This is a genomic window from Iodobacter sp. BJB302, from assembly GCF_002735645.1.
In the GTDB taxonomy this organism is placed as follows: Bacteria; Pseudomonadota; Gammaproteobacteria; order Burkholderiales; family Chitinibacteraceae; genus Iodobacter.
The window spans coordinates 25,191-39,315 of sequence record NZ_PDZG01000017.1; the positions used below are offsets into that span (position 1 = coordinate 25,191).

Annotated in this window: 15 protein-coding genes; 11 read left to right on the forward strand and 4 right to left on the reverse strand. The window is 51.1% G+C overall.

Going from position 1 to position 14,125, the window contains the following annotated elements; translation table 11 throughout:
* The first annotated feature begins 7 nt into the window (after positions 1-7).
* The 8 genes from murC (at position 8) to CSQ88_RS07700 (ending at position 7,418) form a co-directional block, all read left to right on the forward strand.
* Complete coding sequence (gene murC, locus CSQ88_RS07670; RefSeq protein ID WP_099397521.1) at positions 8-1,396, forward strand: UDP-N-acetylmuramate--L-alanine ligase; 1,389 nt, start codon at positions 8-10, stop codon at positions 1,394-1,396.
* Positions 1,397-1,620: 224 nt separating this feature from the next.
* Positions 1,621-2,529, forward strand: coding sequence for a D-alanine--D-alanine ligase (locus CSQ88_RS07675; protein WP_099397522.1), 909 nt, complete (start codon positions 1,621-1,623; stop codon positions 2,527-2,529).
* Positions 2,530-2,587: 58 nt separating this feature from the next.
* Positions 2,588-3,355, forward strand: a complete 768-nt coding sequence (locus tag CSQ88_RS07680; RefSeq protein WP_099397523.1) for a cell division protein FtsQ/DivIB — start codon at positions 2,588-2,590, stop codon at positions 3,353-3,355.
* A 252-nt stretch (positions 3,356-3,607) separates the two neighbouring features.
* Positions 3,608-4,840: a cell division protein FtsA gene (ftsA, locus tag CSQ88_RS07685; protein WP_099397524.1), complete on the forward strand. Its 1,233-nt coding sequence runs from the start codon at positions 3,608-3,610 to the stop codon at positions 4,838-4,840.
* Between the two features lie 140 nt (positions 4,841-4,980).
* Positions 4,981-6,159, forward strand: coding sequence for a cell division protein FtsZ (ftsZ, locus tag CSQ88_RS07690; protein WP_099397525.1), 1,179 nt, complete (start codon positions 4,981-4,983; stop codon positions 6,157-6,159).
* Between the two features lie 2 nt (positions 6,160-6,161).
* Positions 6,162-6,308 (forward strand): hypothetical protein, encoded by a 147-nt coding sequence (locus CSQ88_RS22935; RefSeq protein WP_180273580.1) that lies wholly within the window; start codon positions 6,162-6,164, stop codon positions 6,306-6,308.
* A 10-nt stretch (positions 6,309-6,318) separates the two neighbouring features.
* Positions 6,319-7,233, forward strand: coding sequence for a UDP-3-O-acyl-N-acetylglucosamine deacetylase (gene lpxC / locus CSQ88_RS07695; RefSeq protein WP_099397526.1), 915 nt, complete (start codon positions 6,319-6,321; stop codon positions 7,231-7,233).
* Positions 7,233-7,418 carry a hypothetical protein gene (locus CSQ88_RS07700; RefSeq protein WP_099397527.1) on the forward strand — a complete coding sequence of 62 codons (186 nt, stop codon included), beginning with the start codon at positions 7,233-7,235 and terminating at the stop codon, positions 7,416-7,418. The genes lpxC and CSQ88_RS07700 overlap by 1 nt, the downstream gene beginning before the upstream one ends.
* 102 nt (positions 7,419-7,520) lie before the next feature.
* On the opposite strand, the gene CSQ88_RS07705 is transcribed toward CSQ88_RS07700, so the two are convergent.
* Positions 7,521-8,021, reverse strand: coding sequence for a MarR family winged helix-turn-helix transcriptional regulator (locus CSQ88_RS07705; RefSeq protein WP_099397528.1), 501 nt, complete (start codon positions 8,019-8,021; stop codon positions 7,521-7,523).
* A gap of 205 nt (positions 8,022-8,226) precedes the next feature.
* Here CSQ88_RS07705 and CSQ88_RS07710 point away from each other — a divergent pair, with 205 nt between their 5' ends.
* A complete protein-coding gene (locus CSQ88_RS07710) occupies positions 8,227-9,138 on the forward strand; it encodes an EamA family transporter (RefSeq protein WP_099397556.1) in 912 nt (303 codons plus the stop codon).
* Complete coding sequence (locus tag CSQ88_RS07715) at positions 9,135-9,752, forward strand: nitroreductase family protein (protein WP_099397529.1); 618 nt, start codon at positions 9,135-9,137, stop codon at positions 9,750-9,752. Before CSQ88_RS07710 ends, CSQ88_RS07715 begins: the two co-directional genes overlap by 4 nt.
* A 40-nt stretch (positions 9,753-9,792) precedes the next feature.
* On the opposite strand, the gene CSQ88_RS07720 is transcribed toward CSQ88_RS07715, so the two are convergent.
* Complete coding sequence (locus CSQ88_RS07720) at positions 9,793-10,446, reverse strand: helix-turn-helix transcriptional regulator (RefSeq protein ID WP_257212523.1); 654 nt, start codon at positions 10,444-10,446, stop codon at positions 9,793-9,795.
* Between the two features lie 24 nt (positions 10,447-10,470).
* Between CSQ88_RS07720 and CSQ88_RS07725 the strand changes: the two genes are divergently transcribed.
* Positions 10,471-11,787, forward strand: a complete 1,317-nt coding sequence (locus CSQ88_RS07725) for a multidrug effflux MFS transporter (protein WP_257212524.1) — start codon at positions 10,471-10,473, stop codon at positions 11,785-11,787.
* 40 nt (positions 11,788-11,827) lie between these two features.
* On the opposite strand, the gene CSQ88_RS07730 is transcribed toward CSQ88_RS07725, so the two are convergent.
* On the reverse strand, positions 11,828-12,991 hold the full coding sequence (locus CSQ88_RS07730; protein ID WP_099397532.1) for an ABC transporter permease: 1,164 nt from the start codon (positions 12,989-12,991) through the stop codon (positions 11,828-11,830).
* Positions 12,992-13,175: 184 nt separating this feature from the next.
* On the reverse strand, positions 13,176-13,937 hold the full coding sequence (locus CSQ88_RS07735) for an ATP-binding cassette domain-containing protein (RefSeq protein ID WP_099397533.1): 762 nt from the start codon (positions 13,935-13,937) through the stop codon (positions 13,176-13,178).
* Positions 13,938-14,125: the final 188 nt, after the last annotated feature.

Below are 14,125 nucleotides of genomic sequence, written 5' to 3' on the forward strand. Positions count from 1 at the left end.
AACGATGATGAAACACAAAGTTAAACGTATCCATTTTGTAGGCATAGGCGGCGTCGGCATGAGCGGTATCGCTGAAGTCTTGCTCAACCTTGGGTTTGAGATCAGTGGCTCAGACCTTGGCAGCAATGCCACCAGCCAGCGCCTTGCTGCAAACGGCGCGCACGTCCATTTGGGCCATGCGGCCGAATATGTGGCCAATGCGGATGTAGTGGTGATTTCCAGCGCGGTAAAAGACGACAACCCGGAAGTTATCGAAGCACGTAATCGTAAAATACCGGTAGTGCCACGGGCACAAATGCTGGCCGAGCTGATGCGCTTAAAGCAAGGCATCGCCATTGCCGGCACGCACGGTAAAACCACTACCACCAGCCTGACTGCCTCAATTTTAGAAGCAGCGGGGCTTGATCCTACCTTTGTAATTGGCGGCAAATTACACGCGGCAGGCAGTAATGCACGCCTTGGCCATGGCGACTTTTTAGTGGCCGAAGCCGATGAAAGCGATGCGTCTTTCCTGCTGCTCACCCCGGTTATTTCGGTAGTGACCAATATCGACCAGGACCATATGGATACCTATGGTCACGACTTTAACAACCTGAAGAAGGCGTTTATTACCTTCTTGCAGCACCTGCCCTTCTATGGCCGCGCCGTACTGTGCATTGATGATCCTTATGTGCGCGAGATCCTGCCGCAGGTCACCAGCCCGATTACCAGCTACGGCATCAGCCCGGATGCCATGCTGCGCGCAGAAAACATCGTGGCGCTTGATGGCCGTATGCAATTTGATGCTGTTTGGGAAAACGGCGAATCCCGCCGCCTGCCCATCACACTGAATATGCCAGGCATGCACAATGTGCTGAACGCACTGGCCGCGATTGCGGTAGGGATTGAAATTGGCGCAGATGAAGCCGCCATTCAGTCGGCATTAGCAAGCTTCCAGGGAGTAGGACGCCGCTTCCAGCGCTATGGCGAAATAGCGCTTGAAACAGGCGGCAGCTTTACGCTGGTGGATGACTACGGCCACCACCCGGTTGAAATGGCCGCCACCATTGCCGCTGCACGGGGTGCGTTTCCGGGCCGCCGCTTAGTGCTGGCATTTCAGCCACACCGCTACACCCGCACCCGCGATTGCTTTGAAGATTTTGTACAAGTGTTATCCACGGTTGATGGCTTATTGCTTGGCGAAGTGTATGCCGCCGGCGAAACCCCGATTGTGGCTGCAGACAGCCGCAGTCTGGCCCGCGCCGTGCGCGTAGTTGGCAAAGTAGAGCCGCAATTTGTGGCCGATATCCAGGAAATGCCCGCCGCCATTATGGCCGCAGCCAAAGACGGCGATGTGATCATCACCATGGGCGCAGGCACGATAGGCGGCATTCCGGGCAAGGTGGCGGCGATTTAATGAACAAAACCCAGATCTTTAACCACGGAGGGCACAGAGAACACGGAGTTTCACGAAGAAAACCTAAAACCTGAGAAAAACGAAAGACTAAATATTTTTTGCTTTTCTCCGTGGCCCTCCGTGTTCTCCTTTTCCTCCGTGGTTCAAGGTTTGGGTTTGAAATTTGTAGGGTGGGCACGGCTTTGTGCCCACGCAGAAATAACAGCTAGATTGAGCATGCAAAAATGAATAAATACGGAAAAGTAGCGGTCGTGATGGGTGGCACTTCGGCAGAGCGTGAAGTGTCATTAATGAGCGGCAAAGGTGTTTTGGAAGCCCTGCAGGCACGCGGCGTGGATGCGTACGCTTTTGATCCGGCAACAAAGCCTCTTGAAGCGTTAAAAACAGAAGGTTTTGACCGCGCATTTCTGATTTTGCACGGCCCGTTTGGTGAAGACGGCACTTTGCAGGGCGCGCTTGAAGTGATGGGCATCCCTTACACGGGTTGTGGTGTATTGGCCTCGGCGCTGGGTATGGATAAGCTGCGGAGCAAGTTAATCTGGCAAGCGCTTGGCCTGCCGATTCCAGCTTTTGAAATTTTGAATGAAAACAGCGATTTTGCTGCGATTGAGCAAAAACTTGGCCTGCCATTATTTGTAAAACCAGCCTGCGAAGGCTCCAGTATTGGCGTGAGCAAAGTAAAAAATACCGGGGAACTTGCCGCCGCGTTCGAAGAAGCTTACAAGTATGACAAGATTGTGATTGCAGAACAGTTCATTGGTGGGGGAGAATACACCGCCGCTGTACTGGGTGAACAAGTGCTGTCGTTTGTAAAGATCGAGCCTGCTACAGAATTCTACGATTACGAAGCCAAATATATCCGCGATGACACGGTTTACCGTTGTCCTGCGGGTTTGTCTACACAGCTCAACGAGCAAATTACCGCTTACGTGAAACAAGCCTTTTGGGCGCTTGGCGGCCGGGGTTGGGCACGTATTGATTTCTTAATGGATGAAGCGGGCAAACCTTATTTATTAGAAGCCAATACCGCGCCAGGCATGACTTCACATAGTTTATTTCCTATGGCAGCAAGAGAAGCCGGCTTAAGTTATGAGGATTTAGTTTTGCAAGTATTAAACAGCACGCTGGAATAATAAGCGGTGATTTTATTAAGCCATTTCAGCCCACAGACCATTGCAGCGAGGTTCGCCCATGTGGGATAAACCTCAGCTTTTAATGTGGTTTGCCAATTTGCTGACTGCATTAGCTTTATTGCTTTTGTTTTACGCCTTGCTGTTTTTAACCGTGCATTCGCCTTTGTTTCCAATTAAAAGAATCAAAGTGGATGGTGATTTAGTTCACGTTACACGCGAGCAATTGCAATACGTTATTAAGCACGAACTGACAGGGACGTTTTTTACCCTGGATTTGGATAAGACACGGCAGGCCTTTGAAAAGCTACCGTGGGTAAGGCAAGTGACGGTACGCAGGCACTGGCCAGACCGGGTAGAAGTCAGGGTAGAAGAGCACAAAGCAGTTGCACGCTGGGGCTCGGTGGCCCTGCTCAATAGCTATGGTGAGCGTTTTGATGCGGCATCCAACGATCAGCTGCCCATTCTGGAAGGCCCGGAAGGCACAGAAAAGGTCATGATTGATGGCTTTGCAGAGCTGCATAAAACCTTGCAGCCATTGGGAAAAAAAGCCACCCATGTCTGGCTTTCCGAACGAAGAGCATGGCGCTTTGAGCTGGATCACCAGCTGATTATTGAAGTAGGCAGAGATGAGCCGGTAGCCAGAACGGCGCGGTTTGTAACAGCCTACCCCAATTCGCTGGCTTTGCTGAAGCAGCCTTTTGAATATGTAGATTTACGTTATCCCAATGGCTTTGCAGTCAGATTGCCAGAGTACAAGCCAGTAGAAAGTAAGCCTGTGGTAAAGCCAGCCGTACCGGCTAAACCCGCAGTAGCAAAACCGGCATAACCATGTCGTTTTTGAAAAATGGAAAGGCGGGTAAAAACTGCCGCAAACAGAAAATTCAGCGATACGATTTTTATATCAAATCGTTTTTAAAAAGTAAGACATTGAGTAAAGAGGTTGTCAGGTGACCAGAGATAGCAAAAATATCATTGCCGGGCTCTGCCATCGCACAAGCTTTAAGCCACTAAATTCAGCGACATGACCGTTATTTCATGTTGTTTTTTAAAGTAATACGCATTGTAAAGAGGTTGTCAGGTGACCAGAGATAGCAAAAACATCATTGTCGGGCTGGACATTGGCACATCCAAGGTGGTGGCTGTTGTCGCCGAAATCAAAGAAGACGGCGCACTCAATGTGATTGGTCTGGGCTCGGCTGCATCACGCGGTTTGAAACGCGGTGTGGTCGTTGATATTGAAAAAACCGTCGCGGCCATCCAGTCCGCACTGGGCGAAGCCGAGCTGATGGCCGATTGCAAAATCAGCCAGGTCTTTACCGGTATTGCAGGCAGCCACATCAAGAGCATTAACTCCGATGGCATGGTGGCGATCAAGGATAAGGAAGTCACCTCGGCCGATGTAGACCGTGTGATTGAAACTGCCAGCGCGGTCAATATCCCTACCGACCACCAGGTTCTGCACATCCTAGCGCAGGAATACATGATAGACGGCCAGGAAGGCGTGAAAGAGCCGATGGGCATGTCGGGCGTGCGTTTGCATGTAAACGTGCATATCGTCAGCGGTGCAGTCAGCGCAGTGCAAAACATCACGAAATGCGTGCGTCGCTGCGGGCTGGAGATCGAAGAAGTGGTATTGCAGCCACTGGCTTCCTCGTACTCGGTGCTGACCGAAGATGAAAAAGACCTTGGTGTTTGCCTTGTTGATATTGGCGGCGGCACCACCGATCTGGCCATCTTTATTGGCGGCGCAATCCGCCATACCGCCGTGATTCCGATTGCAGGCGATCAGGTGACCAACGATATCGCCATGGCGCTGCGTACACCCACCTCAGAAGCCGAAACCATTAAGTTGCAGCATGGTGTGGCGCTGCGCCATATGAGCGATCCGGCGCAGATGATTGAAGTGCCGGGCGTAGGCGAGCGCGGTGCACGGCAAATGAGCCGCCATACTCTGGCGGAAGTGATTGAGCCGCGCGTTGAAGAGCTGTATGGACTGGTTCAGCAGGAATTACGCCGCTCCGGCTTTGAAGGGCGCCTGTCCAGCGGGATTGTGATTACCGGCGGCGCGGCAATGATGCCTGGCATGGTTGAGCTTGGCGAAGAGATTTTCCATATGCCGCTGCGTATGGGCACCCCGAAATACGTGGGTGGCCTTGCCGAAGTGGTAAAAAACCCGCGCTATTCCACAGCGGTGGGTTTGCTGTTAATTGCACGTGAACAATTACTAAAGAACCCTGTAAACCGGGGCAAAGACGGCGGTGTAGGGGATATTTTTGGCCGTATGAAATCTTGGTTTCAAAACACATTTTAATCAGGGAAAAATAACGGCTCAGGGGATATTTGGCTGTTATGACGTTTTGTTTTCAAAACACCTTTTAAATTCGGGTAAGGATCAGCGATAAGGGGAAACATCCCCGCGCTGTTTAAATCGGGCAACGCAAGGAGAGCAACATGGCATTAACTTTTGAAGTGCAAGAAGTTGCACATCACGTCAATATTAAAGTGATCGGTGTGGGCGGCGCAGGCTGCAACGCGATCAACAATATGATCGAGCACGCATTGAGCGGGGTGCAGTTTATTGCTGCCAACACCGATGCACAGGTGCTTAAACTCTCTAAAGCTACGGATGTTGTGCAATTGGGCACAACGGGCTTTGGTGCTGGCTGCGATCCTGAAGTCGCCCGCGAAGCGGCCGAAGCCGATCGTGAGCGCATTGGTGAGCTGATCAATGGCGCCAATCTCTTGTTTATTACCGCAGGTATGGGCGGCGGAACAGGTACGGGCGCATCCCCTGTGATTGCACAAATTGCCCGTGAAAAAGGCATTTTCACCGTTGGGGTTGTGACCAAGCCTGGTCTTGACGAAGGCTCGCGCCAGAAAGTGGCTCAGGCTGGTATTGACGAGCTTTCACGCTCGGTCGATTCACTGATTATTGTTTCCAACCAAAAACTGGAAGAAGTACTCGGTGAAGACGTTACCGTAGACGAAGCCTTCCGCGCTGCTGACGATGTACTGCGTAATGCCGTGGCTTCTATCGTAGAAATCATCCAGTATCCTGGTCTGATCAACGTTGACTTTGCCGACGTTAAGACCGTGATGCAGGAAAAAGGCATGGCCATGATGGGCTCGGCTTTCGCTGCTGGCGAAAACCGCTCTATCCGCGCTACCGAAGAAGCCATCAGCTGCCCGCTTCTGGACAACATTAACTTCAAGGGTGCGCGTGGTGTACTGCTGAATATCAGCGCCAGCCGTGCCAGCCTGAAGAAAAGCGAAATCACCCGCGCCCGTGAAATCATTCAGTCGCATGTTGCTGAAGATGCCATGGTTAAACACGGTGTGGTTTACGACGAAAGCCTGGGTGAGCAAATCCGCATTACGATTATCGCTACCGGTATGGGCAATAACGCCAACAAGCCACAGCTGTCTGTCGTACAAACACCGCAGCTTAAAACTGGCACAGACAATCACTCCGGCGAGCCAGACTGGGGCGCTTACGATTTACCTCCGGGCTTCCGCCCAAATAACCGCAGCGCTCGTGGCTCTGCAGGCGATGTAGCTACCGTCAGCCGCAGCACCACATCTAATGTGGATATGGACATCCCTGCTTTCTTACGCCGTCAGGCAGATTAATCATGAAAGCAGAGCAGGTCAGGCAAAGCAGCCTGATCTGCCCGCATGGAGTGTTTCAGACGGAGATAAAGGCATTGCCTATTGGCAAGATTGCAAAGATCAATCCAGCACACTACCCGGTGCTGGTAAGATTGAGGTCTGTTGATTAAAGAGACCAATATGTTTCAGCAACGCACTCTGAAGACGACTATCCGCGCCGTTGGCGTGGGCCTGCATTCTGGCGAGCGGGTTACCCTCGTCCTAAAACCGGCCCCGGTTAACAGCGGGATCGTTTTCCAACGCGTCGATTTGCCCGAGTCGACGCCATTCAGAGTTACGCCCGCTCTGGTCAACGACACACGGCTCTCCTCCACGCTCGTCAAAGACGGCGTACGTGTCGGTACGATCGAGCACATCATGTCTGCATTTGCGGGGCTGGGCATCGACAATGTGATTGTCGAAGTCGACGCCCCGGAAATGCCGATTATGGATGGATCGGCAGCGCCTTTTATCTATCTGTTGCAATCAGCAGGGATTGTGGATCAGCATGCGGCCAAGCAATTTGTCCGTGTGCTCAAACCCATCGAAGTCTCCGAAGGCGATAAATGGGTGCGGCTATTGCCGCACGATGGTTATAAAGTGGCGCTGACCATCGACTTTGCCCACCCTGCATTTAAAAAATCAGCCCAAACCATCACACTTGATTTTGCTGATACCAATTATGTCAGCGAGATCGCACGCGCCCGCACCTTTGGCTTTATCCATGAAGTGGAATACCTGCGCATGAACGGCTTGGCCCGTGGCGGCAGTATGGATAACGCAATTGTGATTGACGAATACCGTGTACTCAACGACGGTGGCCTGCGTTTTGAAGACGAATTTGTCCGCCACAAAGTGCTCGATCTGGTTGGCGATTTATACATCCTTGGCCGCCCTTTGATTGCCGCCTTTGAAGGCTATAAATCCGGCCATGCCATGAATAACAAGCTGCTGCGCGCCCTGCTGGAAGATGAATCCTCCTACGAGATTGTCAGCTTCGAAAACCGCGACAATGTACCCAGCTCATTCCACGATCTGCCTGCCTTAGGAATCTGATGTTTATTGTCCTGCGCCTGTTATTTGTACTTGCCGTACTTGGCATCGCTTACTGCGCGTTCAAATACCAGCGCAGCCAGGACCCGGGCTGGCTGCGCATCATCAAATGGATTCTCTATTCCACGCTGGGCTTGCTGGTGATTTTTTTTGTAGGGCTAGTGATAGAGCGCTTAGGGGTGGGTTAGCAGGAAAGGCTGGGCTAAAAGTCTGTCAGCCCAATATTTTTCCTCACGAACATTTTTGGGCGCACCCCCAATCCACCTCGCTGAGCTTTTCACCGCCCGGCATCAGGCCTCCAAAGCCCTCAGCAGCTCTGCCATTCTGGCGTCTAATTCTTTTAGCTGATCCGCATCTATCGCCGCCAGAATTCTGTGCTCGTTAGCGACGTGCGCCGTCACGGCCTGATCGATCAAAGCCAAACCCGCATCACTGAGCTTCACCAGCATGCTGCGCGCATCGCTAGTGCTGGGCAGCCGCTCTATCCAGCCATTTGCCTCTAAACCCTTCAGCCTGTGCGTCATCGTGCCGGACGTAATCATCAGCGATGAAAACAGCGCCGTAGGTGCCAGGCAATAGGGCGCACCGGATCGCCTTAGCGTAGCCAGCACATCAAACTCCCAGCTTGTCATGCCAAATTCTGCAAATGTGGTGTCCATCTTGCGCTGCAGCAGGGTGGCACAGCGCCGGATACGCCCAATCGGCCCCATCGGGCTTACATCCAGATCAGGGCGCTCTTTGTGCCATTGCCCAAGAATAATATCGACCGCATCGGCCTGTTGCGTACTCATATACAACTCCATCTGTCTTCAACTCAAGATTAATTGTCTTGAGTTGAAGATATATGTTATCTTTAATTCAAGACATATTGCTAAGCCTGCAGTTTGCCAGATTTCAGCACAGGCAGCTTGGGCAAAAGCTGTACCTGCCCACAATCACCAGCAGCAATATTTTGGCCACAGCAGCCCTAACCCTCATTCAATTGAAGGTATCTCAATGCACAGCACCGCTAAAACCTGGATTGACAGCCTGATCACCGCCCTTGCTCCGGCAATTTGGGGCTCGACTTATATCGTCACCACCCAGCTTCTTCCGCCTGACCGCCCTTTTACCGCCGCATTAATGCGCACTCTGCCTGCGGGTTTACTTTTGATTCTGTTCAGCCGTGTGTTGCCCCCCAAGGCCATGTGGGGCCGCCTGCTCATTTTGTCTGCGCTTAATATTGGAGCATTTCAGGCCCTGCTTTTTATTGCTGCATACCGGCTGCCGGGAGGACTGGCCGCAGTTGTCGGGGCAACGCAACCCCTCATGATTATGGGACTGGTATGGATGCTGGAGCGCCGCCCGCCAGCACACCTGGCACTTTGGGCCAGCCTTGCTGGCATTCTGGGCATGGCCGCCCTGCTCTTAGCGCCGGGAGCAAAATGGGATTCAACCGGTATGGCTGCAGCCCTGGCAGGCGCTGTTTGCATGGCACTGGGCACTTATCTGGCCAGGCAGTGGAAATCACAAATCCCTTTACTGGCTTTTACCGGCTGGCAGCTATTGCTGGGCGGTCTGCTCTTGCTGCCTGTGGCGTTTATGTTTGATGCACCTTTGCCAAGCCTCAATACCACGCAAATACTTGGCTACGCCTATTTATCTGTCTTTGGGGCGCTTATCGCATATGTGCTGTGGTTTCGTGGCATTGCCCGCCTATCCCCTGTGGCCGCCTCGTCTTTAGGCTTACTCAGCCCCATCACTGCTGTGGCACTGGGCTGGATTTTACTCGGCCAAAACATGACGCCATTATCCATGGCGGGTTTTGTCACCGTACTGGCCAGCGTTCTGGCCGTGCAATGGAGCGTACTGAGTAAACCCGACACTTTACGTTTTCAGCCATTTCCCACCAAGAAGAGCCCAGCATGAATACCTCACTCCATACCCTGATCGAAAAACGCAGCACCACCAGCCACTTCGATGCCAGCAAGCAATTGAGCAACAGCCAAATTACCGAGCTGATGCGCTTAGCCACCCTTGCCCCATCGGCATATCATTTTCAAAACTGGAAGCTGATCGCCGTATGCTCAGGGACCGCCAAGGCTCGCTTAAAAGACATCGCCATGGGCCAGGCGCAGGTAGAAGAAGCTGCGGTTACTTTTATTATTTGCGGCACCTTAATGCCGCATCAGCAGCTAGCCGCAGCACTGCGCCCATCGCTGGATGCGGGAACTTTACCCCAGGAGATTGCAGACAGCTGGGTGGCCTCTGCCCATGCATCCTATGCAGACAACCCACAATTACAGCGTGACGAAGCCATACGCTCAGCCTCCCTTGCTGCCATGACACTCATTCTTGCTGCCGAAGGCATGGGCTTATCCACAGGAACAATAGGTGGCTTCGATACACCAGCCCTGATTGAAGCGTTTTCACTTAAAGCCAATGAAATACCGGTTATTTTGGTGACTGCTGGCTATGCCGCAGCAGAAAAAAGACCTCAGAAACCACGCCGGCCACTGAGCGAGGTGGCTGAGCTTATATAAGTTGTCAAGGGGCCGGTAGTAGCTCGGCTGGCCAGTGCAATTAGCTCAAATAAGCCCTTGGGGTCTTGCCGGTGCGGCTTTTAAAAAAGGCAATAAACGCACTATCACTCGCAAAACCCAAGGCGCTGGCGGTCTCTGATAGTTTTCCATTTTCCGCCAGCATTTCTACGGCACGTAAGAAGCGCCATTGCTGCCGCCATTCTTGATAACTCATCCCTGTTTCGCGTTGAAATATGCGGCTTATGGTTTTTTCACTGGCCGCAATTTGCTGTGCGAATAAATGAAGTGCTAAAGGTAATTGCTCTAAGTTTTCCTGCAAACAAGATACGCGCCGATCTAGCGGAAAAACCAGTAATAAAGGCTCTTGCTTAGCCTGATTGATCTCTTCAATACATACCGAAAGCAAATTGGCATGCCGTGCCTGCTGCCAGTCTGTATCAAAATCTGCCATAGCCAGCCGCTCCAGTACGGCTCTTAGTAAGGGGTTAACCTCAATCACCTGCACCTTGCCCGGCAAGACAGGGAACTGGCCAAGATCAAAATAGAGCGAGCGGTAATCCACAACCTGCCGCATTTCTGCCCGGTGCTTTACTCCTGGCGGTATCCACGCCGCCCTCGATGAGGGCAATAAGCAAAGTAAGCCATCTAAAGAGATACGAATACAGCCCTTCTTCGCAAAGAGTAATTGCCCCATTTGATGCTGGTGTAGGCCCGAATCATGATTACCCAGCAGAGAAGCAATCCCCACCACGTCAGCGCCAAATTGATCGGGATTAAATTTATCATTCGCGTCCAAGTACGCCATATTTGTCCGATTTTAGATATTTATTGTTCTTATCATTGTAATACGCCGTTTATGTTTTTTATAAAATCGCAGCAAGTTATAAGAACAAGGAATAAAAGAATGGCTCGTACATTTAGTTTAATACTCGCCACCCTGCTGATGATGTTTCCGCAAATTGCAGAAACCATCTATAGCCCAGCCTTATCGGATATCAGCCACCATTTTGCCGTGAGCCCTGAGCTGGCGGCACAAACACTCTCACTCTATTTTTTAGCATTTGCTGTAGGTGTGGTTGTTTGGGGAAGGATGTGTGACGTCTATGGCAGACGCCCTACCATGACGGCTGGCCTGCTGATTTATGCCATCGCCTCTTTGATCGCGCTTTGCGTAAACAACTTTAACGCTATTTTATTAGCAAGGATGCTGGCCGCCTTTGGCGCGGCAGTGGGATCTGTTGTGACACAAACCATGCTTAGGGATCTTTTTAAAGATCAGCAACTTGCCCTGGTGTTTTCATTAATGGGCATTGCATTGGCCATTAGCCCTGCTATTGGGATGTATAGCGGCTCACTACTCAGTAGCCATTTTGGATACCAAGGCGTATTTACCGGCTTATTCGTTTTAGCGCTGGTTTTGCTTATCTGGGCTTTTCTAGCTTTACCAGAGACAAAACAGGCGAAAGAGGCTGCTGCTGCTCCACTGCTAGCCACAGCAAAGATCATGCTTAAAGATCTGCAAATTTGGCAAGTTGCATTCTTAGTAGCTTCATTCAATATCTGCCTGTTTGCTTATTACAGCTTAGCGCCATTCATGTTTGAGCAACTTGGCCTCAGTACGCGCTTATTTGGCTATACGGGGCTAATCTTGGCCATGGGCGCGGGTGTTGGGTCAATCTTGAATAAGCATTTACTCAAGCGTGGCGCTCGTTCGCATCAGTTGGTGCTATTGGCATCTGTGCTAACAATTTTAGGCGGCATCGGGGTCTCGCTATTACAACACAGCGCCCTATTTGTCTTGCCGATGCTCTTAGTGGTTACAGGATTTGGAATCGCCATTCCAAACATTCTTAGCTCAGCACTACATGCTTATCAAGACCGAACCGGCACAGCAGGGGCACTCTTAGGGCTGCTGTATTACCTACTCATTGGCAGTGGTTTAACGCTAGCAGGATGGAGCCAGAACCTAGGTGGCGTTATTTTGATCTGCGGATCACTTGCTACGCTGATATCCATGCAAAGAAGTTCAACGTAGATTTTAATTGACGGGCAGCAGGAGCAACCTTGCTGCCCTCTTACTGCATCACCACCCGCCGCATTTTCTGCGCGGTGTAGCTCAGGCTTGCCAGCAGAATCACCACGCAAACCAGTACGGGAGTGAGCACTTCTGCAAGGCTCAAGGTTTCGCCATTCAGGATTTTGATAATCAGCTGGTTTTGCGCCAGAAGTGGCACCCAGGAAAACCAGACGGGATCGGCCCCCTGTTTTAACATACCAATCACCAGGGCCAGCGGTGCAAGCAACATCAGCATGGAGTTTCTGGCCTGCGCTTCCTTATGGCTTTTACCATTAATCGCCACGGCAATTTGCAAGGCGGCAATGGCTAATGCCAGCGGGCATAGCACGGCCAAAAATACAAAAGCGTCTTTGATTGAGAATTGAAAAGCAATTTTTAATACTTCGTTTTTAATTAAAAATAGCGAGGGAAAAATACTCATCACATTAAAAAACAATACGCAAACCGTGAGCGTTCCAACTGCCGCCCATTTGCCCAAAGCAAAATGCCAGCTCGATACCGGATTCATCATTAAGGGTTCTAAAGAGCCACGTTCACGCTCCCCTGCCGAGGTATCAATCGCCGCATACATGCCCACACCTAATAGCGTCATGATAAACATAAAGGGCAGCATTTCTTTAAGCCCTGCACTCTGCTGATTTTTTGCGCGGCTTAAATGGCGCTCTTCTACTTTTAACACCGTTAATATTTCGGCAGAAATGCCACGCATGCTTAGATTTAAACCGGCCTGCTCCTGCATAAAGCCTTGTAAAAGCACCTTAATTGGCCGCACGCCCATTTGGGTGTCTTTATTGGCTAAATCACTGACAATCTCTACCCTGGGTGCAATCCCTGCGGCATATTGGCTGGCAAAGTTTTGCGGCAACAGCAGTACCGGCTCGGTATATTCTTTGCTGTGTAATTTATTTGCAAAATCTGGCCCTGCGGTTTTAATTTCAAAACCTTGCCGGGCAATATAATTGATTAACTCCGGCGCATATTGCGCCCCGACTACCCGAATAAAGCGTTTCTCATTTTGCTCATCCATTCTGGAATACGCTTCAGAGCTGATAAATAAAAAGAAGGGCATGCCCATTAAAGAAGACAAAATCACCACCAGCATGGTGCGCTTGTCTCTTAATGAATCAACCCATTCTTTTTTAAATATTTCCCAAATCATCATGCGCTCATTTCCAGTTTATTTTGTATTTAAAACCCAAGCCTTAAACCACGGCGTTTGGAAGAAAACAGAGAATCACTGAGCAAAACAAAACATAAAATGATTTTCTCCGTGTAACTCTGAGTCCTCTGTGGTTCAAGATTTGTGTTTTGTTTGTACACCTGAGTAGTCACCATTTTTGAATGTTTCAAGCAAAAGCCAGTTTCACAAAAGCGTCTTCAAAATTGCTTTCTGCTGCCTGATCTAATAGCCCGGCTACCGTGCCCTGTGCAACGGTTGTGCCGCCAGCCACGATCACAACATGATCGCAAAGCCGCTCTACTTCTTGCATGATGTGCGTCGAAAACAGAATGCATTTGCTGCCGCCAGCGGGTGATTTAAGCCATGCCAGAAACTCGCGCAGCGCCCTTGTGGCCAGCACATCAAGCCCATTGGTAGGCTCGTCCAGAATAATATTTTGCGGATCATGCACCAGCGCCCTTGCCAAGGCCGTTTTCATTTTTTCACCCTGGCTAAAGCCTTCGCAGCGCCGCTCCATCAAGGCGCGCATATCCAGCGCATCGGCCAGTGCCGTGGCCCGCTCGTTGGCTTCGTCATGGCTCATGCCGTGCAGCACGCCATAGTAAGCAATGTTTTCACGGGCGCTCAGCCTTGGATACAAGCCCCGTGCATCAGACAACACGCCCATCCGCGCTTGCGTAGCCTGCTTGCCTGCCTCCACCTGCACACCATCAACCAGCACCCGCCCGGAATCCGCAGGCAGCAGCGCGGCAATCATGCGCAAAGTGGTGGTCTTGCCCGCGCCATTCGCGCCCAACAAGCCCGTTACCACGCCATCTGCCGCGCTAAAGTGAATATCCTTCACCGCCTGCACCACGCTCTTAGAACGCCGCCAGCCCAGGCCCGCTTCACGGACAAATTGCTTAGATAATTGCTCGACAATAATCATGCTGTTTTAACAAACATTGAACCATTCCTTTGAAAACCCAAACCTTTAACCACGGAGTAAAGGAGAACACGGAGGATCACGGAGAAAACCTTTAGTAAAACTAAACAGCAGTCCCTTGAATACAACAGGTAGCCATCCAGTATCGCAACTGGATCTCCGATAAGAACCCTCGGGGATGACGCCTTTTT

Coding starts and splice junctions, on each gene's coding strand:
- lpxC (WP_099397526.1), top strand. CDS start 6,319: ATGTTTCAGCAACGCACTCTGAAGACGACTATCCGCGCCGTTGGCGTG.
- CSQ88_RS07735 (WP_099397533.1), bottom strand. CDS start 13,937: ATGATTATTGTCGAGCAATTATCTAAGCAATTTGTCCGTGAAGCGGGC.
- CSQ88_RS07715 (WP_099397529.1), top strand. CDS start 9,135: ATGAATACCTCACTCCATACCCTGATCGAAAAACGCAGCACCACCAGC.
- CSQ88_RS07675 (WP_099397522.1), top strand. CDS start 1,621: ATGAATAAATACGGAAAAGTAGCGGTCGTGATGGGTGGCACTTCGGCA.
- CSQ88_RS07720 (WP_257212523.1), bottom strand. CDS start 10,446: ATGGGGCAATTACTCTTTGCGAAGAAGGGCTGTATTCGTATCTCTTTA.
- CSQ88_RS22935 (WP_180273580.1), top strand. CDS start 6,162: ATGAAAGCAGAGCAGGTCAGGCAAAGCAGCCTGATCTGCCCGCATGGA.
- CSQ88_RS07700 (WP_099397527.1), top strand. CDS start 7,233: ATGTTTATTGTCCTGCGCCTGTTATTTGTACTTGCCGTACTTGGCATC.
- CSQ88_RS07710 (WP_099397556.1), top strand. CDS start 8,227: ATGCACAGCACCGCTAAAACCTGGATTGACAGCCTGATCACCGCCCTT.
- murC (WP_099397521.1), top strand. CDS start 8: ATGAAACACAAAGTTAAACGTATCCATTTTGTAGGCATAGGCGGCGTC.
- CSQ88_RS07725 (WP_257212524.1), top strand. CDS start 10,471: ATGATTACCCAGCAGAGAAGCAATCCCCACCACGTCAGCGCCAAATTG.
- CSQ88_RS07680 (WP_099397523.1), top strand. CDS start 2,588: ATGTGGGATAAACCTCAGCTTTTAATGTGGTTTGCCAATTTGCTGACT.
- CSQ88_RS07730 (WP_099397532.1), bottom strand. CDS start 12,991: ATGATGATTTGGGAAATATTTAAAAAAGAATGGGTTGATTCATTAAGA.
- ftsZ (WP_099397525.1), top strand. CDS start 4,981: ATGGCATTAACTTTTGAAGTGCAAGAAGTTGCACATCACGTCAATATT.
- CSQ88_RS07705 (WP_099397528.1), bottom strand. CDS start 8,021: ATGAGTACGCAACAGGCCGATGCGGTCGATATTATTCTTGGGCAATGG.